Origin of the sequence: Rhodococcus sp. NPDC056516, assembly GCF_042794655.1 — a bacterium.
Lineage (GTDB): Bacteria > Actinomycetota > Actinomycetes > Mycobacteriales > Mycobacteriaceae > Rhodococcus_F.
Map to the genome: position 1 here is coordinate 249,620 of NZ_JBHTTG010000004.1, position 21,529 is coordinate 271,148.

General features: G+C 62.1%; 22 protein-coding genes. 13 read left to right on the top strand and 9 right to left on the bottom strand.

All coding sequences use genetic code 11. The features are described 5' to 3' along the window. Nucleotide 1: 1 nt before the first annotated feature. Entirely contained in the window at nt 2–1,120 is a 1,119-nt protein-coding gene (locus tag ACFQ6Y_RS14030) for an FAD-dependent monooxygenase (protein ID WP_378633486.1), read from the top strand. Here ACFQ6Y_RS14030 and ACFQ6Y_RS14035 read toward each other — a convergent pair. Together ACFQ6Y_RS14035 and ACFQ6Y_RS14040 are read right to left on the bottom strand one after the other, a co-directional pair. Further along, nucleotides 1,083–1,541, bottom strand: coding sequence for a GNAT family N-acetyltransferase (locus ACFQ6Y_RS14035; RefSeq protein WP_378633488.1), 459 nt, complete (start codon nt 1,539–1,541; stop codon nt 1,083–1,085). The genes ACFQ6Y_RS14030 and ACFQ6Y_RS14035 overlap by 38 nt on opposite strands. A gap of 104 nt (nt 1,542–1,645) precedes the next feature. Further along, on the bottom strand, nt 1,646–2,329 hold the full coding sequence (locus tag ACFQ6Y_RS14040; RefSeq protein WP_378633491.1) for a TetR/AcrR family transcriptional regulator: 684 nt from the start codon (nt 2,327–2,329) through the stop codon (nt 1,646–1,648). 102 nt (nt 2,330–2,431) lie between these two features. Between ACFQ6Y_RS14040 and ACFQ6Y_RS14045 the strand changes: the two genes are divergently transcribed. The 5 genes from ACFQ6Y_RS14045 to ACFQ6Y_RS14065 are packed head-to-tail and all read left to right on the top strand — an operon-like array spanning nt 2,432 to nt 8,089. Beyond that, nucleotides 2,432–3,622, top strand: coding sequence for a lipid-transfer protein (locus tag ACFQ6Y_RS14045; protein ID WP_230816081.1), 1,191 nt, complete (start codon nt 2,432–2,434; stop codon nt 3,620–3,622). Nucleotides 3,623–3,664: 42 nt separating this feature from the next. Beyond that, nucleotides 3,665–4,096 (top strand): SRPBCC family protein, encoded by a 432-nt coding sequence (locus ACFQ6Y_RS14050; protein WP_378633496.1) that lies wholly within the window; start codon nt 3,665–3,667, stop codon nt 4,094–4,096. A 6-nt stretch (nt 4,097–4,102) separates the two neighbouring features. After that, nucleotides 4,103–4,978 carry a MaoC/PaaZ C-terminal domain-containing protein gene (locus ACFQ6Y_RS14055; RefSeq protein ID WP_378536437.1) on the top strand — a complete coding sequence of 292 codons (876 nt, stop codon included), beginning with the start codon at nt 4,103–4,105 and terminating at the stop codon, nt 4,976–4,978. Between the two features lie 41 nt (nt 4,979–5,019). Continuing rightward, nucleotides 5,020–5,886: an SDR family oxidoreductase gene (locus ACFQ6Y_RS14060; protein ID WP_347875688.1), complete on the top strand. Its 867-nt coding sequence runs from the start codon at nt 5,020–5,022 to the stop codon at nt 5,884–5,886. 4 nt (nt 5,887–5,890) lie between these two features. Then, nucleotides 5,891–8,089 (top strand): acyl-CoA dehydrogenase, encoded by a 2,199-nt coding sequence (locus ACFQ6Y_RS14065; protein WP_378633500.1) that lies wholly within the window; start codon nt 5,891–5,893, stop codon nt 8,087–8,089. A gap of 20 nt (nt 8,090–8,109) precedes the next feature. Here the strand turns inward: ACFQ6Y_RS14065 and ACFQ6Y_RS14070 are convergent, their stop codons facing one another. The 4 genes from ACFQ6Y_RS14070 to ACFQ6Y_RS14085 form a co-directional block, all read right to left on the bottom strand. Next, a complete protein-coding gene (locus ACFQ6Y_RS14070; RefSeq protein ID WP_378540904.1) occupies nt 8,110–9,522 on the bottom strand; it encodes an amidase in 1,413 nt (470 codons plus the stop codon). A 90-nt stretch (nt 9,523–9,612) separates the two neighbouring features. After that, nucleotides 9,613–9,771 carry a hypothetical protein gene (locus ACFQ6Y_RS14075; protein WP_003944172.1) on the bottom strand — a complete coding sequence of 53 codons (159 nt, stop codon included), beginning with the start codon at nt 9,769–9,771 and terminating at the stop codon, nt 9,613–9,615. A 144-nt stretch (nt 9,772–9,915) separates the two neighbouring features. Further along, the gene (locus ACFQ6Y_RS14080; RefSeq protein ID WP_378633504.1) at nt 9,916–10,566 is read right to left on the bottom strand and encodes a sterol desaturase family protein; all 651 of its coding nucleotides are present in this window, start codon (nt 10,564–10,566) and stop codon (nt 9,916–9,918) included. Continuing rightward, nucleotides 10,563–11,285, bottom strand: a complete 723-nt coding sequence (locus tag ACFQ6Y_RS14085) for a FadR/GntR family transcriptional regulator (RefSeq protein ID WP_378633508.1) — start codon at nt 11,283–11,285, stop codon at nt 10,563–10,565. The genes ACFQ6Y_RS14080 and ACFQ6Y_RS14085 overlap by 4 nt, the downstream gene beginning before the upstream one ends. A 156-nt stretch (nt 11,286–11,441) precedes the next feature. Between ACFQ6Y_RS14085 and ACFQ6Y_RS14090 the strand changes: the two genes are divergently transcribed. Continuing rightward, complete coding sequence (locus tag ACFQ6Y_RS14090; RefSeq protein WP_378633512.1) at nt 11,442–12,455, top strand: ABC transporter substrate-binding protein; 1,014 nt, start codon at nt 11,442–11,444, stop codon at nt 12,453–12,455. Here ACFQ6Y_RS14090 and ACFQ6Y_RS14095 read toward each other — a convergent pair. Next, the gene (locus ACFQ6Y_RS14095) at nt 12,384–13,127 is read right to left on the bottom strand and encodes a TMEM165/GDT1 family protein (protein ID WP_378536450.1); all 744 of its coding nucleotides are present in this window, start codon (nt 13,125–13,127) and stop codon (nt 12,384–12,386) included. The genes ACFQ6Y_RS14090 and ACFQ6Y_RS14095 overlap by 72 nt on opposite strands. A 294-nt stretch (nt 13,128–13,421) precedes the next feature. Then, entirely contained in the window at nt 13,422–13,949 is a 528-nt protein-coding gene (locus tag ACFQ6Y_RS14100) for a peptidase (protein ID WP_230816072.1), read from the bottom strand. 165 nt (nt 13,950–14,114) lie between these two features. Here ACFQ6Y_RS14100 and ACFQ6Y_RS14105 point away from each other — a divergent pair, with 165 nt between their 5' ends. From ACFQ6Y_RS14105 to ACFQ6Y_RS14120, 4 genes are all read left to right on the top strand, one after another. Further along, on the top strand, nt 14,115–15,464 hold the full coding sequence (locus ACFQ6Y_RS14105; RefSeq protein WP_378633516.1) for a DUF1254 domain-containing protein: 1,350 nt from the start codon (nt 14,115–14,117) through the stop codon (nt 15,462–15,464). Nucleotides 15,465–15,620: 156 nt separating this feature from the next. Further along, on the top strand, nt 15,621–16,193 hold the full coding sequence (locus tag ACFQ6Y_RS14110; RefSeq protein ID WP_378633520.1) for an HdeD family acid-resistance protein: 573 nt from the start codon (nt 15,621–15,623) through the stop codon (nt 16,191–16,193). Continuing rightward, a complete protein-coding gene (locus ACFQ6Y_RS14115) occupies nt 16,183–17,331 on the top strand; it encodes an AI-2E family transporter (RefSeq protein ID WP_378633524.1) in 1,149 nt (382 codons plus the stop codon). The genes ACFQ6Y_RS14110 and ACFQ6Y_RS14115 overlap by 11 nt, the downstream gene beginning before the upstream one ends. Before the next feature lie 44 nt (nt 17,332–17,375). Continuing rightward, nucleotides 17,376–18,728: a hypothetical protein gene (locus tag ACFQ6Y_RS14120; RefSeq protein WP_378633527.1), complete on the top strand. Its 1,353-nt coding sequence runs from the start codon at nt 17,376–17,378 to the stop codon at nt 18,726–18,728. Here ACFQ6Y_RS14120 and ACFQ6Y_RS14125 read toward each other — a convergent pair. Continuing rightward, on the bottom strand, nt 18,725–19,348 hold the full coding sequence (locus tag ACFQ6Y_RS14125; RefSeq protein ID WP_003944189.1) for a superoxide dismutase: 624 nt from the start codon (nt 19,346–19,348) through the stop codon (nt 18,725–18,727). The two genes, ACFQ6Y_RS14120 and ACFQ6Y_RS14125, sit on opposite strands and share 4 nt — an antisense overlap. A 260-nt stretch (nt 19,349–19,608) precedes the next feature. Between ACFQ6Y_RS14125 and ACFQ6Y_RS14130 the strand changes: the two genes are divergently transcribed. Next, nucleotides 19,609–20,787: an acyltransferase family protein gene (locus ACFQ6Y_RS14130; RefSeq protein ID WP_378540884.1), complete on the top strand. Its 1,179-nt coding sequence runs from the start codon at nt 19,609–19,611 to the stop codon at nt 20,785–20,787. Further along, a complete protein-coding gene (gene msrA, locus ACFQ6Y_RS14135) occupies nt 20,726–21,439 on the top strand; it encodes a peptide-methionine (S)-S-oxide reductase MsrA (protein ID WP_378536460.1) in 714 nt (237 codons plus the stop codon). Before ACFQ6Y_RS14130 ends, msrA begins: the two co-directional genes overlap by 62 nt. The last annotated feature ends 90 nt before the right edge of the window (nt 21,440–21,529 follow it).

Below are 21,529 nucleotides of genomic sequence, written 5' to 3' on the forward strand. Positions count from 1 at the left end.
TGTGCCGGAGGGACAAAGCGCTGGAATCGTCGGCGGGGGAATTGGCGGGCTGACGGCTGCCATCGCGCTCCGCAAAGCAGGTTGGGATGTCACCGTGTACGAGCGTGCGTCCGAGTTCACGGAGGTAGGCGCCGCCGTCGTGTTGTTTCCCAACGCGCTGGCAGCGTTGGACGAAATCGGTGTAGGCGAACAGGTCAGGGCTAACTCCCTTCCGTACAGCTCGGGCGCGATCAGGAATCTGCGCGGGCAAAATCTGGTGACGCGCAGAATTGGTGACTTCGCCGGCGGACGCGATTTGGTGACAATCCACCGCGCCGATCTGATCGAGGTGTTGGTTCGCGCCCTCCCCGCCGAGTGTCTACGCACCGGAACCAGGGTGACGGGTGTTGGCTGCGGAGATCACGGCCGCGGCGAGATAGTCACCGACGGTGGTACCGATCGATCTGAAGTTGCTAGGTACGACCTTGTCGTTGCCGCGGACGGTGTGCACAGTGTTGTGCGACAGCAGATCTGGCCAGGGGAGGGGACCGTGGAACGGACCGGCGTGTCCGCTTGGCGCTGGATCGTCGATGGTCCACCGCCGGATTTTATCGGACAGGTGTGGGGGATTCGAGGGGAGTTCGGGATTCTCCCGTTGGCGGGCAACCGCACCTACGCCTTCGCGGGTGCGCAACGCGGCGTCGAGAGTCTCGCGCATTTTGCCGACTGGCCCGAACCGGTGTCGCAACTGGTCGCGAACGCTGATCCGGCTCGCATCATCGAGAACGAGTTGCTCGAGATTCGGACCCCGAAGTTGTTGACACGCGGCAAAGTTGCGTTGATCGGAGATGCCGCTCATGCCATGCGCCCCCACCTCGGGCTAGGTGCCGCTTTGGCGATCGAGGATGCCGTTACTCTTGCTGCCTATGCGCACGATCTCGCTGGCTACACAAAGGCTCGGCGTCGTAGAGTTCTAGCTGTCCAATGGATTTCGCGGCACATGTCAACCGTCGTGATGCCGGCGAGTCGCCCGCTGGCGGCGGTGCGTGATGTTGCCGTGCGGTTGACTCCCGACATTCTTACCTTGTCGGTATTCGGTGTGATCAATCGCTGGCGGCCTCGGCCGATCGAGAGGCACTGACTTCGAAGATGGTTTCCAGACCGTCTTCTTCGTCCCACTGCTCACCGACTTCGTTGAAACCGTACTGGCTGATCAGATTTCGTGATGCGATGTTATCCGGACTGATGGTCGCTCGAACGGTGTGTACTTCGGATTCGCGACTTGCGACGTCGAGAAGTATCTCGAGGGCGGTTCGTGCGTAGCCCTGTCGTCGAAACGCCGGGTCGATGCGATATCCGATCTCCACCATCCCACGCGCATCGGGGCGACCGTGGAATCCCGCCAACCCCACCGGCGTCGACGTCCGAGTGTCGACCGCGATGCGGGTGATCCACGCGCTGTCGTGAGGGTTCTCTGCTATCTGCTTGCTCCGGTAGCGCCATAAGCCCTGGCATTCTTCGCCGAGGAGATACGGGGTCAGGAGGTCGAGTGCGAGTTCCATTGCAAGAGTAGCGTCATCATCACCCAATGCGTGTAGGACTGGTGATGGGATGTGGATCAGTCGAAGTCCCCGTCCGGCGAGAGTCCAGGGTAATTCGGTGACTGTCACAGGTCGGCGATCGGGGTCGACAGCGTTATATCGACGCCGATGCTTCGGAGATTGCCGTCCAGAACCTGCCAGATGGAGCGTTCGAGGAATTCGGCTAATTCTGCGCTGGTCACGTCGGAACCTGGTTGGCTGAGCCAACGGTTGACGCTGACGTCGACCAAGCCGATCACGCCGAAAGCCAAGGGCTCCGCCATCTTCGACGGTTTGCCGCGGCTGGCGAGGATCGCGCCCAACAGGTTTCCCAACTGGACGGCGATGGCTGTCTTCGTTCCGGTCACCACTTTCGAACCGGTGGCTCGGGTGCTCGGGGATCCCTTGCCCAAAAAGTGATGCAGTCGTGGGTATTTCACAATCCAGCGAAGGTATGTGTCGACGGCCCGCGAGATAGCCTCGCCGACGGTGCCTTGCGGCGTGAGGGTGGGGGTCAGGTCGGTCATCATCATCTCGAGGATGCGGACTCGCAGCTGCTCGTCGAGGTCGGCTCGATCCTTGAAGATCCGGTAGACAACGGAACGGGGGACGTCGGCACGCTCGGCGATTTGTTGGACGCCGACGTCGGCGCCACCTTCGTTGACTGCGTCGAGGGCTGCGTCGAGGATCCGCGCTTTGCGCTGTTCCTTGTGATCATTCCAGCGAGTGCTGCGCCCGTCGGGCTGCGCCGACTCGGCTGTTTTTGTCATAAATCGAACGATACTCACCCCGCCATTGACTGGACAAGATGTCTCACATACTTTGGTGGGACAGCGTGTCACACACAGATACCGTTCTCTTCAGGAGTGGCAATGAGTAACAGGGTTTTTGTCGTCGGCGTCGGCATGACGAAATTCGAGAAGCCGGGATCCCGCGAGTGGGACTACCCCGACATGGCACGCGAGTCGGGTACCAAGGCGCTCGAAGACGCAGGTATCGACTACTCCGAGGTCGAGCAGGCATACGTCGGCTACGTCTACGGCGAGTCCACCGCAGGTCAGCGGGCTGTCTACGAGCTGGGTCTGACAGGCATCCCCATCGTCAACGTCAACAACAACTGTTCGACGGGATCGACCGCGCTCTACCTCGCCACGCAGGCAGTCAAGAGCGGTCAGGCCGACTGCGCATTGGCGCTGGGCTTCGAGAAGATGCAGTCCGGGTCGCTCGGATCCACCTACGACGACCGCGAACAGCCACTCATGCGGCACCTCCTCGCTCTCGCCGAGCTGCAGGAGTTCGCGATGCCGCCCGCTCCGTACATGTTCGGCGCGGCCGGCGTCGAGCACATGGAACGCTTCGGAACCACTGCCGAGCAGTTCGCGAAGATCGCCGTCAAGAACCACAAGCACTCGCTCAACAACCCGTACGCGCAGTTCCAGGACGAGTACACCCTCGAGCAGATCCTCGAAGCACGCCAGATTCACGGGCCACTCACCAAGCTCCAGTGCTCGCCCACCTCGGACGGATCCGGCGCGGCGATCATCGCCAGCGAAGCATTTGTCGAGAAGCACGGCCTCGCTGCTCAGGCGATCGAGATCGTCGGACAGGCCATGGTCACCGACATGAACAGCACTTTCGAGGACAAGAGCGCCATCAGCCTCGTCGGCGCCGACATGACTCGGAAGGCCGCCGAGAAGGTATATGCACAGGCCGGGATCACCGCCGACGACGTCGACGTCATCGAACTCCACGACTGCTTCTCCACCAACGAGTTGCTGACCTACGAGGCGCTCGGGCTGTGCGCCGAAGGTGACGGCGGCAAGCTCGTCGACGCCGACGACACCACCTACGGCGGACGCTGGGTGGTCAACCCGTCCGGCGGCCTCATCTCGAAGGGCCACCCCCTCGGAGCAACGGGCCTCGCACAGTGCGCCGAACTCACCTGGCAGCTTCGCGGAACCGCCGACAAGCGTCAGGTCGACGGCGCGAAGGTTGCACTCCAGCACAACATCGGCCTCGGCGGCGCAGTCGTCGTCACCGCATACAAGCCCTACGCACGCTGAATCACACCCTCAACCCGCTAGCTACCCACTAGGAGTTTCATCATGGCTTCCGTTTCCGTCTCCGCCGTACTGCCCGCGTCCCCCGAGAAGACCTGGGATGCGCTCTCCGACCTGTCTCGCTGGGAAGAGTGGCTCACCATTCACCAGGGCTGGAAGAGTGAACTCCCCACCGAGGTTGCGTTGGGCGCCAAGTTCACCGAGGTCGTCTCCGTGATGGGTATGGCCAACAAGATCGAATGGACCGTCGAAGAGGTCGAGGTTCCGAAGATGGTCAAGATCGCCGGAACCGGAATGGCCGGTGTCACCGTCGAATTCATCCTCTCGGTCGAGGCCGACGGTGCAGGCTCGAAGGCAACCGTCGACGCCAGCTTCAAGGGCGCCATGATCGTCGGGCCGATCGGCAAGGCAGTCGCCAAGAACGCCAAGGCTGACCTCGAGGCTTCGCTGGCGAAGTTCGCCGAGCTGGTCGGATAACGCTCGATGACGACACCGAAGACCAACGCGGTCGAATTCGATACTTCCGGGCTGGACGTATGGACCGATCCGGAGCACTTCGAGGTGACAGCCGAGCGTATCGCCGAATATGCCGCTGCCACCAACGATCCCATCGAGCGACATCTGAAGGGCGAGATCGCTCCGCCGGTCTTCGCGGTGGTACCCGTCTTCATGTCGATGGCACCGGCTGCCCTGTCGGTGGCACCGGTGGAACTGCTGATGAAGCTCGTTCACGGTGAGCAGGATTTCCTGTTCCACCGTCCGATCTACCCCGGTGACCATCTGGTCGCTCGCGCCAAGCCCATCGGTTTCGAGGGTCGCGACAACGGTTCCACCGTCGTCATCTACGTCGAAACCAAAACCGACAAGGGTGAATTGGTCAACGAGCAGTGGATGACGGCGTTCTTTCGCAAGGTCGACGCGGGCCCCGGCTTGGGTGAGAAGGCTCCCGAACACCGATTCGACGACGCTCTTCGTGCTGGTAGTCCGGCAGCGGTGGTCAATCAGCACATCGACGAGGACCAGACGTTCCGGTACTCGCCGGCGTCCGGCGATCCGATGCCGATCCACCTCGACGAAGAGATCGCTCGAATGTCCGGCCTCCCCGGAATTATCAACCACGGACTGTGCACGATGGCGTTCACGTCGTGGGGAGCCCTGACCGAACTGGCCGGCGGCGAGACCGAGCGGTTGCGCCGTCTCGCAGTGCGATTCGCGAAGCCCGTACTCCCGACCCAGGACATCGAGACGGTGTTCTACAAGTCGGGTTCGGCAGACGGAGCCACGTCGTACTCGTACGAAACCAGCGCGGTCGGTGACCTCGTCATCAAGGATGGCCTTGCTGTCATCACCGACAAATGAGTCTTCATGTCCGACAACTGAACTGATGGGAATCTGAACTGATGGGAAGTCTCGACGGTCGCGTAGCGATCATCACCGGAGCAGGACGCGGCATCGGCCGTGAGCATGCGCTGCTCTTCGCTCGTGAGGGTGCGAGCGTCGTGGTCAACGATCTCGGCGGAGCAAACGACGGTTCCGGTGCAGACGCCGGCCCCGCGCAGCAGGTAGTCGACGAGATCGTCGCTGCAGGCGGCAAAGCCGTCGCCAACACCGACAACATCGCTACCTGGGACGGCGCCGAGGGCCTCGTCAAGCAGGCCGTCAGCGAGTTCGGCCGACTCGACGTCCTGGTCAACAACGCCGGCATTCTTCGTGACGCCTTCATCGCCGGCATGGACGAGAGCCAATGGGACTCAGTCATTGCCGTGCACCTCAAGGGGCACGCAGCGACGCTGCACCACGCTGCCGCGTACTGGAAGGACCAGAGCAAGGCAGGGGAGACCGTCAATGCTTCGGTCATCAACACCGCCTCGGCTTCGGGTACCTTCATGCCGAATGCGGGCCAGGGCAACTACGGCGCCGCCAAGGCGGGCATCGCGGCCCTGACTTTGGTGGCCGCTGACGAGCTCGATCGATACGGCGTGCGCGTCAACGCAATTGCGCCGATCGCGCGTACTCGACTTACGCTGGCGACACCCGGTATGGGTGCGCTCTTCGCGGCCGAGGTCCCCGAGGGTGAGTTCGACGCGTTTGCGCCGTCCAACATCTCGCCGCTGGTGGCCTATCTTGCGGCAGCGGATTGCAAGCTGACCGGCAAGGTGTACGCCGTTCAGGGTGGGGCCATCACGGAACTCGCCGGCTGGCACGGCGTGAACACCATCGAGAGCGAGGGTCCCTGGACCACCGCCGACCTCGCAGAACGTCTGTAAGCGCATGGCACGCAACGCATACGAACTCGGCCTCGGGCTGAGTGAGGAACACACCGCGCTTGCAGATTCGGTGCGCTCCTTCGCCGAGCGCACCATCACCACCGAGCAGGTGCGCGCGGCGGTGGAGTCACGGACCGAGGACAAGTTCCCCGAGTTCTGGACGGCACTGGTCGGACAAGACCTTCTCGGGCTCGCGGTTCCGGAAGAGCAGGGTGGGCACGGCGCCGGTCTGCTGACCTTGGCCGTGGCACTGGAAGCGCTGGGCCGCACAGTCTCTCCCGGCCCATTTGTCCCGACGGTATTGGCAAGCGCCGTTCTCGGTGCCGCCGATTCCAAGGCGGGACTCGAGTTCCTTCCCGGCCTGATCGACGGAAGCCGGACGGCAGCAGTTGCCTTGGGCGTTCCGTTGGCGGCCGAGTCGTCGGACAGTGGGTACACGGTCACGGGCGCACTCGACGGTGTGCTCGGCGGTGAACACGCCGACGTGCTGCTGGTTCCGATCCAGTTGCCCGAGGGGGTTCGCTACGCGGTGCTCGAGAGCAGCGCAGTCGCGATCACCGTGCAGGACAGCATCGACGTGCTGCGCGGTAGTGCGCGAATCGAAGCCGATGGAGCGCAGATCAGCGCCGAGCGGGTCCTCGACGGTCTCACCGAGGCGCGGGTACGGTCCATTGCCGCAGTCGTTCTCGGCGCCGAAGACGTCGGTGTCATGTCCTGGTGCGTCTCCACCGCGTCGGAGTACGCCAAGACACGTGTGCAGTTCGGGCGACCCATCGGCCAGTTCCAGGGCGTCAAGCACAAGTGCGCGCAGATGGGCATTGCGCTCGAGCAGGCACGCGCCGTTGTGTGGGATGCGGCAAGTGCATTGGACAAGGGCGACGACACGGCAGATTTTGCCGCCGACATCGCAGCAGTCATCGTGCCGGACGCCGCAGTGCAGGTAGCGCAGGACTGCGTGCAGGTTCACGGCGGAATCGGATTCACGTGGGAGCACGACGCACACCTGTACTACCGCCGCGCGCTCTCGATCCGCGGCATTCTCGGCACCCGCGAGGATCGAGCCAATCGTGTTGCGCAGCAAGCACTTGACGGTGTCAGCCGGGCTTCGGTTCTCGAACTGCCGCCGGAGGCAGAGGAGATCCGCGGCGGCATCGCGGCCGAGCTTGCCAAGTTGGTCGAGCTCGACGAGGACGACCAGCTGATCGCGCTCGGCGACGGCGGCTGGGTTCAGCCTCACCTGCCGAAGCCGTACGGGCGCAGCGCCGCTCCGCTCGAGCAGATCGTCATCTCCCAGGAAATCAAGACTGCCGGTATCTCGATGCCGCAGCTTCTGATGGGAACGTGGGCAGTGCAGGCCGTCGTGGCACATGGTTCGGACAAGCAGAAGCAAGAGCTGGCCGTGCCTACCCTGCAGGGTGAGCTGGTGTGGTGCCAGCTCTTCAGCGAGCCCGGTGCTGGTTCCGACCTTGCGTCCTTGTCCACTAAGGCCGAAAAGGTCGACGGCGGTTGGAAGATCACCGGTCAGAAGATCTGGACCACGGTTGCGCAGTTCTCCGACTGGGCAATGCTGATCGCCCGCACGGACACCACCAAGCCGAAGCATCAGGGCATCACCTACTTCGTGCTCGATATGTCGACACCGGGCATCACCGTCCGCCCGCTGCGTGAGATGACGGGCTCGGCGCTGTTCAACGAGGTGTTCCTCGACGACGTGTTCATCCCCGACGAGAACGTGGTCGGTGAGGTCAACGACGGTTGGAACGTCGCACGTACGACGCTGGCCGGCGAGCGCGTCGCGCTCAGCCAGAAGATGGAGGCGTACGCCTCGGACTCCGATCTACTGAAGTTCGCGAAGTCGGCAGACCTGAGCCCGATCGGACGCTACCGCGTCGGCGAGCTGGTTGCGGAGAGTCAGGCGATCGATCTCATCGGTTCCCGCGTTGTGCTCAAGCAACTTTCGGGAATCGACGTGAGTACGACGTCGAGCGTCGGCAAGCTGTTGGCGATGAAGATCAGCCAGTCGATCGCCGAGTTCGTCGTCGCCGAACTGGGTGCTGCCGGAGCGGTCAGCATCCCAGGTCAGCCAAGCGACAAGGCGATGGAGCAACTCATTTCGGGCCGTGCCACCACCATCTACGGTGGCACAACCGAGGTGCAGCTCAACGTGATCGGAGAGCGCATGCTCGGATTACCGCGAGACTGAGGGTATTTATCGGGTGGGGCTCAGTCCTGGATTCTTCTCCAGGGCTGAGCCTCTTCCAGTTCGAAGGCCAATTCGAGGAGCGTGCGCTCGTCGCCGAGATCAGCCGAGAAATGCGAAGCCAACGGCAAACCATTGCTGGTCTGATGCATCGGTAGCGAAATCGCGGGACCTCCGGAAATGTTGTTCAGTGGCGTGAACGACGTGTACGCGATCAGCTTGTCGAAAAGCTCCTCGAAAGGCTGAGCGGGAGAGAGATATCCGAGTTCAGGGGTGGTGTGTCCCAGAGCCGGCGAGAGCACGACGTCGTACTTCAAGAACATGGCGCTGTACTGCTGCTGGAGGCGTCGCAGGCGGTAGAGTACGCGCGGCGTCTTCACGAGGTTCTTCCGGTACAGCGCGTACAGGCCCTTCGTGAGATTGTCGGTACCGGACTTGTCGAAGTCGGGTCCGAGCATTTGTTTGCCACCCGTGGAGATGGCAAACGACAGGAAGCCCCAGTAAATGCTGAAGTCGTCGATGAATTCGGGGCCGACGGGCAATGCCGCGTCCTCGACATGATGGCCAAGGCTTGCAAGGAGTTCGGCCGTAGCTTCGACGGACTTGCGCGTCTCGTCGTCCGTCTTGGTGACGGTGACGGAATCGGCGATCACGCCGACGCGCAATCGTGTTGAGCTGGGTCCTTCGATCAGGCGAACCGGTGCGAGTCGCGGATTGCGGTAGTAGTTCTCAGCCGCAGACATCCATCGTGCGGTGTCGCGAACAGTGCGAGTAACGGCGCCCTGAGCGATCAACCGGATCGGCATCGACTTGTCGGCGGGGTCGGCGACGGTGCGACCGCGAGTGGGTTTGAGTCCGACCAGTCCGCAGGCAGCGGCGGGAATGCGAATCGATCCACCGCCGTCGTTGGCGTGCGCGATCGGGAGTACGCCGGCAGCAACAAGCGCGGCTGCGCCACCCGAGGAAGCGCCCGGCGAGTACGCCGGATTCCACGGGTTGTGGACGGGTTCTTCCGTCATGTATTCGGTGGACGCACTGAATCCGAACTCGGGCAGCCTGGTCTTGCCGATCGAAATGGCCCCGGTGGAGAGGAACTGCTTCGCGAAATCGCTGTCGGCTTTGGCGGGGATCGCGGTGAAGGCGGTACTGCCCTGCTGGGTGGGAAGGCCGGCGCTGTCGGTGTTGTCCTTGATCGCGGTGGGGACACCGGCAAAGACGCCCTTGGCAGGCCGGTTGCTCCTCGCGAGGGCACGATCGAAATCAGTGCAGGCCAGACCGTTCAATTGCCCCTGCACGGCCTCGGCGCGGGCGATCGACGCCTCCATGACTTCCCGTGCGGTCACCTCACCCGATTCGATCCGGGCGGCGACGCCAGTAGCGTCGAGGTCGCCCAGGGCGTCGTCGGTGAAAGCGTGGACGGGGGTGTTCGCGGTCATGGGGATCCTTGTCAGGCGGAGGCACTCAGGTCGTCCGTCCAGCATATTGGACGGACGACCCCTGAGTGGCGCTATCTGTGGATTGCGGTATCAGCTACCGAAGATCGTCACTGCCTGCTCGGCCGCCTGCGGCGCCTGCTGGAACACGCCCTGAGGGATGAACTGCTGCGGAATGAACTGCTGGGGGCCCAACTGCTGGAAGTTCGTGACCATCGGGTGGATTACGTTGTTGAATACATCGTTGAACATGTGGTGTGTCCTTCGGTTACAGCGTTTTTCGAACTTCTGACTCCACCGACACTAAGCACGGCACTGGTGAGTTTCAACGAAAATTACTGATACACAGTCAAGTTCAAGTTCATTGCCAGCTGGGGGCCAGGAACCGGCGTTCATTCACAGCTTTGACGCGGTGCCGTGCAGGTTCTTCGCCGTCGGGGATGTCTCGACGGATTTGGGATCGGGGTAGGTGCCCAGTACGCGATCGGCAGTTCCCGCGGTGGTGACGGTGAACCAGTAGTGCTCGTTCTTGAAGTGGTGGTTGCGGTGGTTGCGCCAAATCGACCGGTAGAGAGCAGTTTTCGGCTTGTAGTCACTGTGGATGAGGAAATGCGTCCACTCGTAACCGAGGCCGAGCACGGAAATGCAGGTCAGGAACGTCAGGCCGAGTTCGACGCGAGGAAACGCCAGGAGGGCGACGGCTGTCAGAACGGGAATCACGATCAGGAGCGTCTGCCACGGAATGAAGATGAGTGAGACGGTTCGCGGCGCAAAGTGGTGTTCCCGATGGCTGCGCGCCAGCCGTGAATCGAGTGTGACGCCGGCAATGGTTCGCGGCTTCCAATGGAGAACGAAGACGTGAATGATCCACTCCACGAACGGGAATGCGGCGATCATCACGAGCGGAACAAGTGCGTCGGTGATCTGCCAGTCGCCCAAGGCAATGCGCGTCGCCGCCGCGGCCAGCAGCATGGTGCCGATCATCCACGGCGTCGGTGACTTACGAAACGTCCGTGCGGCATCGGCCAAGTTAAGAGGCTTGCTCATGGTTTCAGTCCTTCCAGGAAGGTGAGAGCGTCGCCGATTGCCGTCGTACCGGTGTGGAGCAGCGTTGCTGCCAGGGTCTCGGCGGCGGGCTCGTCGTGTGAAGTGATGGCGGAGGCCAGTTTTCGATACAGATCGGTTTGGCCGACTTCGGCCACCATGACGGAGGCAAGCGCCGTCATGGCCGGCTCGTATGCAGCTCGAAGGCTGTTGAAGATCAAGCGGAAGGCAATGGAATCTGCGCTGTCGACGACGACGTCCCAGAACGCCAGTGCGCGGCTTTGCAACTCGACCGGATCTTCGGTGGCGCCTAGATGATCCACGACCGCGTCGAGGTGCTGGGCAGATTCAGCGGAGATGCGACGAGCCGCCAGCACCGCGATCTGCGGTCCCATCAACTCGCGAGTTTCCAGGACGCTGCGCACCACCGTCAGGTCGGGGACACCATCGCGAACCAGCAGTTGGGGGAGAAGTTCTGGTCCGGCCTGGCGTCGAAAATCGCGCACTGACGTGGACTCGCCCTGGCGGACCTCGACGAGTCCGGCTTGGGCGAGCTTCTGAATAGCCTCTCGGACTGCCGGCCTGGAGACACCGAATGCCTCGGCGAGTTTGCGCTCGCTGGGTAGTGCCTCGCCGGCAGCCAGCTCTCCGGCCAGCACCTTCACGGAAATCTGGTCGAAGACTGCGCCGGAGGCCGAGGTACGTGCAACGGGTTGGAACATGTACCGACCTTAGGCGCTTACTAGTAAGAGGTCAAGTGGTATTACCAGTTGAATTCTGGCGCGAAAGAGACACCTCTTGGCCAACGAACTTCACCGCAACGACGCAGGTGAGAGTAATTTTAGGCGACCCTAATTCGATTGACCGTCAGGAAGCCCATGACATCACTTCTCTTGCCGACTCTCGACACCGACGCAGAGTTCACACGCATTACGGCCGCGCTTACCCGTCGCGGTTTCCTCGGGGCCGGCGCGTTGGCCGGAATCGGATTGCTCACGGCCTGCGGAACCAGCACCAGTGAGTCTGCCGAAGGGTCGATGCGCACCATCAATACCGCTCTCGGGCAGGTGGAAGTGCCCGCCAACCCGCAACGGGTGGTCAGCGCCGATTACTACACGGGCCCCGCGATGTTCGACGCCGGATTCACGCCCGTCGGACTGCCGGTGGACTACGAGAACGCCGATGGCGTCCCGGAACCCTATGCGTCTGCTCTGCGGTCTCTCCCGAAGGTGGGGCGCTGGTACGAGCCGAACGCCGAGGCGATAGCGGCTTTGTCTCCCGACTTGATCGTGATGACCAACCTGCTGTCGGAGAACAACCCGGATCTTTACGAGCAGATCCGGTCGATCGCACCGACCGCGGTTTTTGCCGAAGACGGGCAGTACGCATGGAAGGAGCGTGCCCTCGGGGTCGCGGACGCGCTCAACCAGAGCGCGAAGGTCCAGGAGTTGGCAGACCGGTACGAGGCGCGGATCGCCAAGTTTCGCAGCGACAACGCTGATGTGCTGAGCAAGGTGAAGGTCGTCTACACCACGTACTTCGAGGAGAGTGGCTTCTCGCTGTATTCGCCCACGAAGTATCAGACGACGGTGATCAGCGAGGCCGGGTTCCAGTTCAACGACCGCTCGCTCGCAATTCCTGCCGGCAGCAACGAGTGGTTCCCGAAGGAGCAGTTGGAGCTACTCGACGAGGCCGACGTCATCATCACTAACAGCGGCAAGGGCCCTATCGACGAGAAGTTGGCTGGCGACACCATCTTCCAGCGTTTGCGCGCCGTCAAGAATGATCAGGTGTACTCGTTCGACTACGAGGGCGTCGCCTCATTCGGTTGGGCCTTGACGTTCCTCGAGCAGTTCCAACCGATCGCCGAGGAGATCAGAGCCAAGCTCTGACGTCGGCTTCGGGTGGGTGCGCTTCCAGATCATCCGGGCCAGCGCACCCACCACGGACACTGCGAGTACAACTCCGCCGCCGATGACGCCGGCCGACGAGTCCGGGAAAATGCCCTCGAGCAGCAGCCAGACACCGAAGACGAAGAACAGCACCGCGGCACCGATCTTGATGAATCCCTCCGGAAGGTGCTTGCCCAGTACCGAGCCGACGATGATGGCCAGAGCGTCTGCCGCCACCATGCCGACAGTCGATCCGATCCAGATGCCGATCCAGTCGTTGTCGGTGGCGAGCGTGATGGTGGCGAGCATGGTCTTGTCGCCGAGTTCGGCCAGGAAGAACGCCGATGCGACGGCGATGAAGGCGGACCGCGTGACGCGACCGGCCTTGTTCTGCTCGTCGTCGGTGAGATCGTCACCGCGCAAGGTCCACAGACCGAAGATCAGGAACGCGATACCGCCGACGATCGATATTGCCGCCGTCGGAAGTGCGACGCCGACGTAGTGGCCGACGGCGACCGAGACGAGGTGAACAAGGGTGGTGGCGACGGTGATTCCGCCGAGAACAACCCACCAGCGATAGCGCAAGGCAAACGTCATTGCCATCAGTTGCGACTTGTCGCCGAGTTCTGCGACGAAAATGACGCCGAAACTCAAAAGTATTGCGGCAAGCAAGATTTACTCCTCCGGTCGGTGTAGGTCGGAGGAAAAATGCGAGCCTCCGGCCTGGGCAGGCGCAGTGGGTGCGCTTGTCCGGCCGAAGGTCTCGCCCACCGAGGCCACAGGACCTTCGGTTCGCCAGGCCGGGTGCTTCGCGATCCGCACATGACGGAGCGCGTCGAACCAGTATGTCGACACAGGCGATTGGGGGCTACTCCCCTTCGTTGCTACCCACGTTAGCGCGGTCGAAACGAATTGGCAAAGCGCGCAGCAAGTTTGGGAGTCCGAACTTATCGCTTACCGGGGCCGTCACGAGGCGAGGAGCATGGCCAAAACAGCGGTGTCGGGATCGCTGATCGGATCGATGCCGACACGGCTGATCATGGAGACGACTGTGCCGTCCGGCTCTGCCTCGACCCAGGCTGCGCGATGCTCCAAACCCAGGTAGGGAAGACCGGGCAGCAGTACGCACCCCGACGCACTGCCCTCGCATTCCGGCAGGCTGGACGTGGTTTCCGACGGCGGGTGCAGCATGATCAGGGCCGGTGGCTGGTGATCGGAGAAACGGCCGGGTGTCAGGGCAAAATCGCCCAGCACCGGACCTTCGGCAACCACCAGACCGACAGTGCCCGGCTGGGGGTCCTCGGGAACGTCCTCACGAACCCCGAAGACCGTCGTCGTCGGCAACAAACCCGGCATCGAGGCCACTCGGACAGCCAAGGCGAGAAGCTGAGCCCACTCCTGGGTGGTGTCCGGCCAACGCCCGGAAATGACAAACCCCTGCAAAGATCCGGCGGCTTGGAACGGAGAAATGCCTATTGCTTCGTTTCTGTTCATTTCTGTTCCTCCCTCGGTGCTGGGGCAAATCTCGGGCAGACGCGCATGCGTCGGTCCGGCACACCTCGTTGGGTAATCGAAATATGCACCCATTCGGTACTGGCACACAAGACGGGGAGAGTGCCAGCCAGGTTTGCGCTGGTGAGGGCGGTGGTATGCGCAGGCATGACTCTGTCGAAGAACCGTTCTCGGCTGGAAGACCTGGCAACGCAGGCGTGGATCTTCGGATATCCACTGTTGATTGCGGCAGTATCGCGTGACGTCATGACCGCGGTGCCGGCCCCGGTGGCGATGAAAGCCCCGCTCAACCAGTTCGCTTATGCGCGTACAACGCCCGACGCGACCTTCACCGATGTCGTCTCACCCAACGCGGACACTCTCTACTCGTCGGGGTGGCTGGACGTCTCGACGGAACCGCAGGTGCTCTCGCTGCCGGACTTCGGGACGCGGTACTGGCTGGTGCCCATCCTCGACGCGTGGAGCGACGTGTTCACGGTGCCGGGATCTCGGACCGTGGGGCGGACCGGGGGACCGTATCTGGTGGCCGGGCCGAATTGGAAAGGCAACGTACCCAAAGGTTTGACGCTGCTGCGTTCTCCGACGGCGATGAACTGGATAGTCGCCCGTTATGCGACGTCGGGGGGAACGGACCTGGCTGAAGTGCACAGCTTGCAGGACCGGACGCGACTGACACCTCTGTCGGAGTGGACGGGTGACCCGCAGGACTACACGCCCGGTGAAGTGCCGGTGAACGCTGCCGTCGACACTCGGACGCCGCCGGTGGACCAGGTGGCCGCCATGGACGGCGAGGCCTTCTTCACCACACTCGACGCACTTCTCGACGACAATCCTCCCCGCCCGGACGATACCGAGATGATGAAACAGCTGTCCGACATCGGAATCGGCTCCTCGCTGCCCTGGAAGTCGCGTCCGCAAGAGGTGCGTGATGCCCTCGACCGAGCAGCACGAACCGGAATGGACGTGCTGAGCGAGATCGCCAAAGAGGCCGAGGGTAGTCCGAAGAACGGCTGGACGATGCACCGCGGCTTGGGGCATTACGGAACTCATTACGCACAGCGGGCTTTGATCGTCTGGCTCGGTTTCGGCGCGAACCTCGACGCTGATGCCGTGTACCCGCACGCCACCACGGACGTCGACGGGAAGCCTCTGACCGGCGAGAAGAAGTACGTACTTCATTTCGAGAAGGACGAACTGCCGCCGGTCGAGGGCTTCTGGTCGCTCACGATGATGAACGAGCGGCAGTTCTTCGTGGACAACCCGATCGACCGATACGCGATCGGTGATCGAAGCGATCTGGTGTTTGCCGACGACGGTTCCCTCGACATCTATCTCCAGCACGAATCCCCTGGTGTTGAGAAGGAGCGGAACTGGCTGCCGGCTCCGTCCGGTGACTTCAACGTCTTTCTGCGCCTGTACTGGCCGAAGGCGGCAGTGCTGTCGGGATCGTGGACTGCGCCGGGTCTTCGGGAAGCTGGTACTCGAGAAGCAGGCTGAAGGTCCTCTCGCTTCGTACCCGAAGAGCACAACTCGGTATCAGCCGCGCGTTTCGATGGGCGGAAAGGTCTCGATAGCCATACGATCTGTCGGTATTGCCCTGTTTGAAGAGCTGTTGAATCGGTCAGAGACACCCGCTTGCTTCGGAGGCTACTGATGGTCACGCAGAATCCGTTCGTGCAGTACGGCAAAGAGATCTGGTGGATGATCCTGATCCGCGGAATCTTCGGTGTCATCTTCGGAATCATCGCACTGGTGTGGCCGGGAATTACCGTGGTGGCCTTGGTCTTCCTGTTCGGTATCTACTCCATTGCCGACGGCTTGATCACGATCGTTCGAGCCATCCGGGACCGTGAACACCTGAGTTCTTGGGGATGGTGGGTCTTCACGGGCGTCGTTTCGGTGGGAGCCGGTGTGGTCGCGCTGGTCTGGCCAGGTATCACCGCGCTGGTGCTGCTGTACATAATTGCCTTCTACGCCATCATGTTCGGAATCTTCGGAATCGTCGGCGCCTTCAAGATGAAGGCGCTTCCCGGATCCAGTTGGGGATGGTTGCTCGCAGCCTCGGTGCTTGCTGTCATCTTCGGCATCATTCTTCTCGTCGCGCCCGGCGAAGGCATCATCAGCCTCATCTGGTTGTTGGGTTGGTACGCAATCTTGTTCGGCCTCGTCATGATCGTGGGAGCATTCCAGATCAGGAGCCGGGCAAAGGAAGTCGGTGTTCTCTAAGAAGGGAAAGCCGGCCGTCGCGGCTCCCGCTCCGATCCCCACGCTGTCCGGTAGTGAGAACTGGTCGATCCCTCGCGGTTTGATCGTCCTTCTCGGTATCGCGGCCACCGTGGTTGCCGTCGGCGGAATGAAGGTGTTCGGCGGCATCCTCGGACCGGTCTTCCTCGCACTGGTGCTGACGATTGCCGTTCAGCCCATTCAGGATTGGTCGCAGCGACGCGGGTGGCCCAAGTGGGTCGGGATGTTGGGCTCGCTGGTCACCGTCTATCTGATTCTGCTCGGGCTCGCTGCCTCGTTGATCGTGTCGACGGCGCAGTTGGCGACGATCCTGCCCCAGTATTCCGAGGAGATGACCAACCTCCTCAACGAGGGCCGCGACAAGTTGGCCGACTTGGGAGTGAGCACCGAACAGATCCAAAGCACGCTCAGCAGTGTCGATCTCACGAAAGTAGTGGGTGTACTCGAAAGCGGGCTGGAGGGCCTGCTCGGCATTCTGTCGGATCTGGTGTTCATCCTCGCGCTGTTGTTGTTCATGGCCTTCGACGGCATGAGTATCCGCTCGCGGTTACACGTGCTGGCCGAGCAGCGTCCCGAAATCTCCTACGCGCTCTCCACTTTTGCCGCAGGGACTCGCAAGTACCTGGTGGTCTCGACGGTATTCGGACTCATCGTGGCGGTGCTCGACGGTGGTGCGCTGTGGCTGATGGGCATTCAGCTACCCGTTCTGTGGGCGCTGCTGTCCTTCATCACCAACTACATCCCCAACATCGGGTTTGTCATCGGCGTCATCCCGCCGGCACTTCTCGGGCTCTTGCAGGGCGGACCCTGGCTGATGCTCTGGGTGATCGTCGTCTACTCCGTCATCAACTTCGTGATCCAGTCCATCATCCAACCCAAGTTCGTCGGCGACGCCGTCGGACTGTCGGTGACGATGACGTTCCTCTCACTTGTCTTCTGGTCGTGGGTACTCGGGGCGCTCGGAGCGCTGCTGGCGATCCCGCTCTCGTTGTTGGTGAAGGCTGTCCTGCTCGACATCGACCCAGCCACACGCTGGGCCGACATCCTGATCAGCGGGCCTCGGGACCTGCCGGAGGAGAAACCCGAGGAGCCTGAAAAGCCGGCCACGCCCGCACACTAGTACTTCTCAGCGTTTCTACAAGTTGTTGCTTTATCGTCTCGCCCATGAGCGCCGAGAACACCACCGAGAACACCCACCGCCAGCCGTCACGCCTCGGTCGACGGCTGGCGGTGGGTGGTGTAGCGGCGATAGTCGCAGCTGCGGTCGCGGGGATCGGCTTCGTAATTTTCGCGGGCGGTGGTGCTGACAATTCGCGCACCGTCGCGATCGTGAACGCAGACGCCGGAACCACTCTCGACGGCAAGGAACTTCGAGCGGGTGACACGCTGGTGGACACTCTGGGCAAGAATGAAGACTTCGACTTCCAGGTGGTCGACAACCCCGGCGGCAACTACTTCGCGACGTTGACGGTGCCGGAAGACTTCAGTGAATCCGTTGCGTCGATGTTCGGCACGGACCCCCGCCAGGCGAGTGTCGAGCTGGCCGTGAAGGGCTCGGATCCGGAGAGGTCGACCGAACTGACTCGGGCGGTCTCCGCGCAGGTCGGCGCCGACGGAATCAAGGGTCTGCTGGCTCAGACGTCGGCCGCCAGGCGCTCGATAGATCAAAACCTCACCACCGCACAGATTCTGGTCGCCGGAACCAACGAGGCCGGAAAGTCCATCGATCAGGTGAAGGCAGGCGCCGGCACACTGCTGCCGTATCTCGAGACCGCACGATCCGGGGCGTTGGAGTTGATGAGCGTGGCGGAACAGGTATCCGGTGTTGTCGATCAGGCATCGGGATCGGCGGAAGAGTTGGCCACGCGCGCTGATTCGCTGGGCTTGACGTTGGGGGAGGCGTCGTCCTCGACAGCGGAATTGAAGACACGAATCGACACGTTGCAGACCGCGTTGAACGGCCTTCCGATCCCGCCTGACGTGACAGCGCAACTGGCCGGTGTGAGTTCGGATCTCGGTGCGCTGAATGCGCAATTGGGCACCGTTCCGGCGCTGTTGGGTGGTTCGGTCGGACCCGATACGGAGCTCGGTGATCTGGTCCGCACCGCCGTCGGGCAGCTGCAAGGGGCGAGCGATCAACTGAGCAGTGCTGCCGGACAATTGAACGACGGACTCATCCCCATAGCCGATCAGGCGCCGCAGATGCTCGGTGACGTGACCGACCAGATCACCCAGGGATTCACGACGCTGCAAGGGATCGCCAAGTCATTGGTCACGGGCCTCGACGGCGCAAAATCCGGCATTCCCGCGATGACCACTCCGCAGCAGGTTCAGCTGACCTCGGTGCTGTCGGATCCGGTGGCCGTCAATCAGACCACCGCGAGCAGCGGTGACTCCGGAACTCGCATACTGGCATTGGTCTTCGGAGCGACGACGGTCCTGCTCGGTGGTGCTCTGCTGACACGAACGGCGGCGCCCCTGGTGAGGCGCCGCCGTTCGCGAGAAGAGCGTGACTAGACGATCAGACCTGCGGTCTGGGTACGTGCACGGTCGAAGCGAGCCGAGACGTCGTTCCAGTTGACGATGTTCCAGAATGCCTTGACGTAGTCGCCCTTGACGTTCTGGTAGTCGAGGTAGAAGGCGTGCTCCCACATGTCGAGGAGCAGCAGCGGCGTGAGGCCGATGGAGATGTTGCCCTGCTGATCGTAGAGCTGGACGATGATCAGACGCTGTCCGATCGAGTCCCACGCGAGGATGGACCAGCCGGAGCCCTGGATGGCGTTGGCGTTAGCGGAGAAGTGAGCGCGGAAGAGATCGAACGAACCGAAGTTGTCGTCGATCGCTGCGGCGAGTTCGCCTTCGGGCTTGTCGCCACCGTCAGCGCTGAGGTTGTTCCAGAAAACGGTGTGGTTGGTGTGGCCACCGAGGTGGAACGCCAGGTTCTTCTCGAGCAGGTTGGCCTGCGCTGCGATGGTGTCGTTCTCACGAGCCTCGGCCAGCTTCTCGAGTGCAGCGTTGGCACCGGCAACGTAAGCCGCGTGGTGCTTGTCGTGATGCAGCTCCATGATCTTGCCCGAGATGTGCGGCTCGAGGGCTGCGTAGTCGTAGGGGAGTTCCGGCAGCGTGTAAACAGACACGAGGGTCCCTTCTTTGCGGGCTGGTGAGCCCTGGTGCTTTAGAGTGCGTCGATCACCGGTCACGGCGTGACGTCACTCGCGTATGTGCAAATCATTCTTCGGGTTTCCACCCAATAACATTCGTACACCGTCCGCAACAGTCCGGCTCAGGTAGTAATCACCAAAGAATAAAGTTTGGGCAACCAAACTTACCCTGATCTAAGGGTAAGCTAATATGCGCAAATTCGTCGTAAAGGTGAACGGAACCTTAAACTTGCGCGATGCCCGCACCAGTTTTCCTCCCGGAATCACCAGAGGCGGCCGCGCCTCGGGTGAATCTTCCGGGCGCTGACCTGCTGCGAGCCCTGGCGGTTGCCGCCGTGATCTACTCCCACATCTCTTTTTACGTCATCGACGATCTCGGCTCGGGTTGGTGGGTGATCGACGTCGTCTACGGCGTTTTGATCGAGCCGGCCGAACTCAACCAGCACCTCTCTTTTGTCGGAGTCGCAGTATTCATGATGCTTACCGGCGCATTGGTGACGCGGTCCGCGATTCGCGATGGTCCCGGAAAGTTCTTGACCAACCGATTCAGTCGACTGCTGCCCGCATTCTGGGTGGCAACCGCGATTGCCATTCTTCTGGTCCGCCTCGGAATCAACGGAATGTTCAGCGGTCAGGAAGGTATTTCCGATACCGAAGCGTTGATGAGCTTTTTTCTCGGCGGATTCTTTCTCAAGCCCGAGGTGGCAGTTCTCGGAGTGACCTGGACGCTCACCGTCCAATTCCTCTTCTATCTCGCGTGCGTCGCCGCTCGTCCGATACTGCGGCTGCGTCCGATCGTCATGCCGCTCGCCGGTGGTGCGCTGTGCTCACTGGTTCTGCTCTACAACGTCTACGCGCCGCTGCCGTACACCGTGCCGATGCTGTCCAAGATCGCCGCGACGCTGCCGGCCGTCTTCCTCGGCCAGATCATGTACCTCGCGTGGGCGAAGCTCGCTCCCGGCCGCTGGCTGATCGCGGCCGTCCTCATGCAGATGCACGTCATCATCGTGGCGACCCAGTTCCGCGTGTACTGGGCCGGCGAGCACTACCTGTGGACTATCTCGGTAGTCGCCGCAGCGGTTGTCCTCATCGGCCGCTACGACGGCGTCCCGACGCGCTGGTCGGTCGTGAAGTGGCTCTCGACGCGCAGTTACGTCATCTATCTCGTGCACACCCTGATCCTGTACCGCGTCGTCGAGAACACCGTGATGTACGTGGGACCGACGCTGGCCTTCGCACTGTTCCTTCTGGTCACGGCTGCGGTATCAGAAGTCGGCTACCGCTGGGTGGAGCTGCCCGGTGCCCGCGCGGTCACGGCGTGGCGAAACAGCCGCTCGCGCGTAGCATCGAAGCATGAGCTGGTACGACGACATTCTGGGACGAGCGTCCGCAAAATCCACGCTGATCGCGCCTGAGGACGCCCTCCCCGGGCGAGAGCAGAAAATGCCGGTACCTACCGCGCACTACGTCAACGGACATCCGTTGACGCCGCCGTTTCCGGCCGAAATGCAGACCGTCGTCGTAGGTATGGGTTGTTTCTGGGGCGCCGAGAAGGAGTTCTGGCAGCTTCCCGGTGTGTACACGACCGCTGCGGGTTATGCGGGCGGCTTCACCCCCAATCCGACATACGAAGAGACGTGCTCCGGCCGCACGGGGCACACCGAAGTAGTGCTGGTCGTCTTCGATCCCGCGGTGATCTCCTACGAGCAGATCCTGGCGCACTTCTGGGAGAACCACGATCCGACGCAGGGGATGCGTCAGGGCAACGACCAGGGCTCGCAGTACCGTTCGGCGATCTTCACGACGTCCGCGCAGCAGGAAGAAATCGCTCACGCGTCGGCCGTCGCTTTCGGCGAAAGGCTTGCCGAAGCGGGATACGGGGCGATCACCACCGAAATCGGTCCGCTGCGCGACTTCTTCTACGCGGAGGATTACCACCAGCAGTATTTGGCGAAGAATCCCGGCGGTTACTGTCCGGTGCATGCCACAGGCGTCAGTTGCCCGGTGGGACTACTCCGTCAGGATCAGGTTCCGGCGCAGACGGATATCCTTCCGCCGAGCGAATAACTGGAACAGGTGTTGGAGGACACATGTGATTCAGCTCGTTAACACTTGCAACTAGATCGAAACAAAGGGAATCTCGAAGTAACAGTGTGT